The sequence below is a fragment of the Paracoccus sp. 08 genome (assembly GCF_024105395.1).
Lineage (GTDB): Bacteria > Pseudomonadota > Alphaproteobacteria > Rhodobacterales > Rhodobacteraceae > Paracoccus > Paracoccus marcusii.
The window spans coordinates 1-4,605 of sequence record NZ_WEKR01000053.1 but is presented as its reverse complement, the minus strand read 5'-3'; the positions used below and the strand labels follow the sequence as shown (position 1 = coordinate 4,605).

3 protein-coding genes and 1 pseudogene are annotated in these 4,605 nt (G+C 67.4%); 3 read left to right on the top strand and 1 reads right to left on the bottom strand.

Translation table 11 applies throughout. From position 1 onward, the window contains the following. The 3 genes from GBO37_RS13925 to GBO37_RS13915 form a co-directional block, all read left to right on the top strand. On the top strand, positions 1-616 hold a 616-nt coding region (locus GBO37_RS13925), incomplete at its 5' end, for an FAD-dependent oxidoreductase (protein ID WP_252929630.1). A 132-nt stretch (positions 617-748) separates the two neighbouring features. Beyond that, on the top strand, positions 749-2,998 hold the full coding sequence (locus tag GBO37_RS13920; protein WP_252929629.1) for a methyl-accepting chemotaxis protein: 2,250 nt from the start codon (positions 749-751) through the stop codon (positions 2,996-2,998). 200 nt (positions 2,999-3,198) lie between these two features. After that, complete coding sequence (locus GBO37_RS13915; protein ID WP_148912010.1) at positions 3,199-4,200, top strand: TerC family protein; 1,002 nt, start codon at positions 3,199-3,201, stop codon at positions 4,198-4,200. 174 nt (positions 4,201-4,374) lie between these two features. Here the strand turns inward: GBO37_RS13915 and GBO37_RS13910 are convergent. Beyond that, positions 4,375-4,596: pseudogene (locus GBO37_RS13910) on the bottom strand (transposase); the annotation flags it as partial. Positions 4,597-4,605: the final 9 nt, after the last annotated feature.

Here is a 4,605-nt window from a genome sequence, read left to right as displayed (position 1 = left end):
GGCCGAGATCGCGCTTGCCCTGTCCCATCGCCAGCGCGCGCCCGTCACTTTGGTCGAGGCCGGGCCCCGCATCGCCGCAGCCCTGACGCCGCGCGCCCGGACCCTGCTGCGCCGCGCACTGGACAGGGCAGGGGTCGCGATCCTGACGAAGGCGCGCGTGCATCGGGTCGCGGCCGATCACGTGGTGCTGGCCGACGGACGGCGGATCGACAGCGCCCTGACCCTGGGCATCGCCGGCGCGCGTGCGCCGGACTGGCTGGCACGCGATCTGCCGGTGGACGAGGCGGGCTTTGTGTGCGTGGGGCCGTGCCTGCAGGTGCCTGGCCATCCCGACCTGTTCGCGGCCGGCGACTGTGCCTTCATGACCCACGCCCCCCGCCCAAAGGCCGGTGTCTTTGCCGTGCGCCAGGCGCCCGTGCTGGCGGCGAACCTAGCCGCGCGGCACCTGGGCCGCCCCTGCCGGGCGTTCCGGCCGCAGCGCGACTATCTGAAGATCATCTCGCTTGGCGGACAGGAGGCGCTGGCCCAGTGGCACGGCATCGTCCTGCAGGGCCGTTGGCTGTGGCGGGTCAAGGACCGGATCGACCGGGGGTTCATGGCGCGCCTGAAGGGCTAGGCCGTCGACGGCCGTCGGGATCGATCGATTTGGTCACGTTCGACGGCGGCCCGGTAACGGATCGGAAACCTGTGGCTGCTATCTCGGCGGGACAGACCTCTTTCCCGACCAACCCCCAAGAGAGGGGCAAGCATGCCGTTCCGTTCCATCTCCATCCGCGCCAAGCTGGCCCTGTCCGCCGCCGCGCTGACCGCCTTTGCCATCGTCGCCGTGATCGCGCTGACGACAAGCCTGATGACGCGCGATTCGGCCCGCGAATCCGAAGCGCATGCCGGCGCGCTCATGACCGGCTATGCCGCGACCATCGCGCAGGAGGTCGGCAGCGTCATCGACACCGTCCGCACCGGCGTCGCCGGGATCGAGGGGGCGATCGCCGACGATCCTGCAAATCGCGATGCGCTGGCCTCCATCGTCACCACGATCCTGCGCACGCGGCCCGATCTGGTCGGCATGACGCTGGCGCTGGAACCCGACGCGCTTGGGCCGGATGGCGCCCATCTGGGCAGCCCCTATGCGGATGCCGCCGGGCGGTTCGTGCCGTATTTCTTCTACGCCCCTGACGGAAGCATCGGCATCGAACAGTTGGACATGCGCCCCGAGGCCGGGACCGACAGCTGGTACGACCGGCCGCTGCGCGAGGATCGCAGCCTGATCACGCCGCCCTATCTGTACCCCGTGAACGGCGCCGAGGTCCTGATGACCACCGTCAGCGGCGTGGTCCGCGACGGCACGCGGCCGGTGGGCGTGCTGACCGGCGACGTATCGCTGGACCGGCTGTCGGCGCGGATCGAGGAGCTGCGTCCCTTTGGCGACGGTCGCGTGCGGCTGGTCAGCTCCGGGGGGCTGTGGATCGCGCATGAGGACCGCGCGCTGCTGGGCCAGCCGGTGCAGGCTGCGGACCAGGCGCTGATGGCGGCGGGACCGATGCACTACACCGAGGTGGACGGGCAACAGTCGATGGTCCTGACAGGGTCAGTCTCCTTTCCCGGCATGGACGAAAGCTGGACCCTGATGATGCATGTGCCGCGCGCGACCGTGATGGCGCATGTGACCCAGACGCGCGACCGGGCGGTGCTGACCGCGGCGCTGATGCTACTTGGAACGCTGGTCGTCGTCTGGTTCGGCGCGCAGATCATCTCTCGTCCGATCGAGGGGATGACGGCGGCGATGACCCGTCTGGCGGATGGCGACCTAGAGACGCCGGTCCCCCATGCCGGCCGCGGCGACGAGATCGGCGCGATGGCCGGGGCGATGCAGGTGTTCCGCGACCGGGCGCTGACCGCCCGGCGTCTGGAGGCCGAGGCCGAGGCCGCGCGCGACGCCCGCGACCGCGACGCCCGCGCCGAGGCCGAGCGTCAGGCCCGCGTCGTGCGCGAGATCGGCACCGGGCTGCACCGGCTGGCGGCTGGCGACATGACGCATCAGATCGCCAGCCCCGCGCATGATCCCTTTCCGCAGGGTTACGACTCGCTGCGCCTGGCGTTCAACGGTGTCGTGGGCGGGCTGTCGGACACGATCCGCCGCATCACCGACGTCGCCAACCAGGTGCGCGGCGGCGCGGACGAGATCAACATGGCCGCCGGAGAGCTGTCCAGCCGCGCCGAGACCCAAGCCGCCACGCTGGAACAGTCCGCCGCGGCCCTGAACCAGATGAACGAGAGCCTGCGCCAGACCGCCGAACGCGCCCGAGAGGCGGAGCGCGCCAGCGGCCAGAACCGCGACATCGCCCGGACCAGCGCGGCCGTCGTGGCCGATGCGGTTACCGCCATGCAGGGCATCCAGCGGTCGTCGGAACAGATCACCCGCATCATCGGCGTCATCGACGACATCGCGTTCCAGACCAACCTGTTGGCCCTGAACGCGGGCGTCGAGGCTGCTCGTGCCGGAGAGGCGGGTCGCGGCTTTGCGGTTGTGGCCTCCGAGGTGCGGGGCCTTGCGCAGCGCGCGGCGGAATCCGCGCGCGAGGTGCGTGGCCTGATCTCGCAAAGCGCGGCGCAGGTCAGGACCGGGTCCGATCTTGTGGGCCGGACGGGCGACAGCCTGGGGGTCATCCTGCAGAAGGCGTCGGACGTGTCCGAACAGATCGCGGCCATCGCCCTGGCCACCGCCGAACAGTCCATTGGCCTGTCCGAGATCAACAGCGGCGTGAACCAGCTGGACCAGGTGACCCAGCAGAATGCCGCGGTGGCGGAACAGGCGACGGCGGCGTCCATGTCGCTGCGCCAGCAGGCCCAGGTCCTGTCGACCGAGATGGGGGCGTTCACCGTGACCGATCAGGCACCGCCCGCCCAACGCCCGTCGCTTGCACCGGACTTTGCGGTCGAGGCGCGCCCGATCCGGGTCGCGGCCCCGGCCGGTCGAGGGCAGATGCTGGAGTTCTAATGCCGCGCGATGCCGCCCGCATAAGCGCATGCTTGTGCGGGCGGGCGATTCGTGATATGCGCCGACCTGCGGACCGGGCCCCTCTGGCAGCATGATCGTCACGATCGGCTGCGATGTCGGACCGCATCGAGCGTGCTCGGTGCATCGGTGGCCCTTCCGTCGTCCCTTGCCCCGCACATTTTCAGTCTTGCGAGGGCATCGTGGAACTTCTTCTAAGCGAATTCTTGGGCAAGCCCATCTGGATGTGGCTGCTTTTCATGGGGCTGGTCATCGCCCTGCTGGTCTTCGACCTGGGGGTCCTGAACAAGGACGACCATGAGATCGGGATCGCCGAAAGCCTCAAGCTGTCGGCCATGTACATCACCTTGGGCATCGCCTTTTCGGGCTTCATCTACTGGACGATGGGCGGGGAGGCTACGGCGCAGTACCTGACCGCCTTCATCGTCGAGAAGACATTGGCGATGGACAACATCTTCGTCATCGCGTTGATCTTCAGCTTTTTCGCGATTCCGCGCGAATACCAGCACCGCGTGCTGTTCTGGGGCATCTTGGGCGTGATCCTGCTGCGCGGCATCATGATCGGCCTGGGCGCGACCATCGTCGAGAACTATCACTGGGTCCTGTACCTGTTCGCGGCCTTCCTGATCTTCACCGGCATCAAGATGCTGTTTGCCAGCGACGATCACACGGACATGGCCGACAACAAGGCGCTCAACTGGCTGCGCCGCCGCATGCGCGTCACGGACGAGCTTCACGGCCATGCGTTTACAGTCAAGATTCCCGATCCCAAGACCGGCAAGCTGGTCCGCTGGGCCACGCCCCTGCTGCTGGCGCTGATCGTGATCGAGATCGCGGACCTCGTCTTTGCCGTCGACTCGGTTCCCGCGGTGTTCACCATCACCACGGACCCGTATCTGGTCTACACCTCGAACATTTTCGCGATTTTGGGCCTGCGGGCGCTGTACTTCGCGTTGGCCGCGATCCTGCACCGCTTCGCCTATCTGAAATACGCGCTGTCGATCCTGCTGATCTTCATCGGTTCCAAGATCTTCATCGCGGACCTGATGGGCTGGGAGAAGTTCCCGCCGTCCTGGTCGCTTGGGATCACGTTCTTCATCCTGACGGTGGGCGTGGTCGTGTCGCTTGCCAAGACGCGCGGCCAGTCTCCCGAACCGCTGCCTTTCGGCGAGAACCGGCACTGACCCCGACCGTATGCTTTCCGCGCCGGCGCCCGACAGGCCGCCGGCGCAAGTTCCGCTGTTCCCCTAGCGTGTTGACGAAACATTCCGAACGCGCACATTGACCTGTCTTGGACGCAGAGAAGGCGCGCATGGGTCCTCGTAACCACGTAGTCTGGGCTCCAGACTTGTTAATTTTCAAAGCCAGAAGATGACAGTTGCGGCGAGAGCGATGGCGGACAGAAAGCCCTTCGGGCACCTGTCGTAGCGGGTCGCGACGCGGCGCCCGTCCTTGAGCCTGCCGGACATGATCTCGATACGATTGCGCCGCTGGTAGCGGCGTTTATCGTATGTGACGGGCTTGCCTCGGGATTTCCGGCCAGGAATGCATGGCGTGATGCCCTTGTCCTGCAATGCTTCTCACGATAC

Coding starts and splice junctions, on each gene's coding strand:
- GBO37_RS13920 (WP_252929629.1), top strand. CDS start 749: ATGCCGTTCCGTTCCATCTCCATCCGCGCCAAGCTGGCCCTGTCCGCC.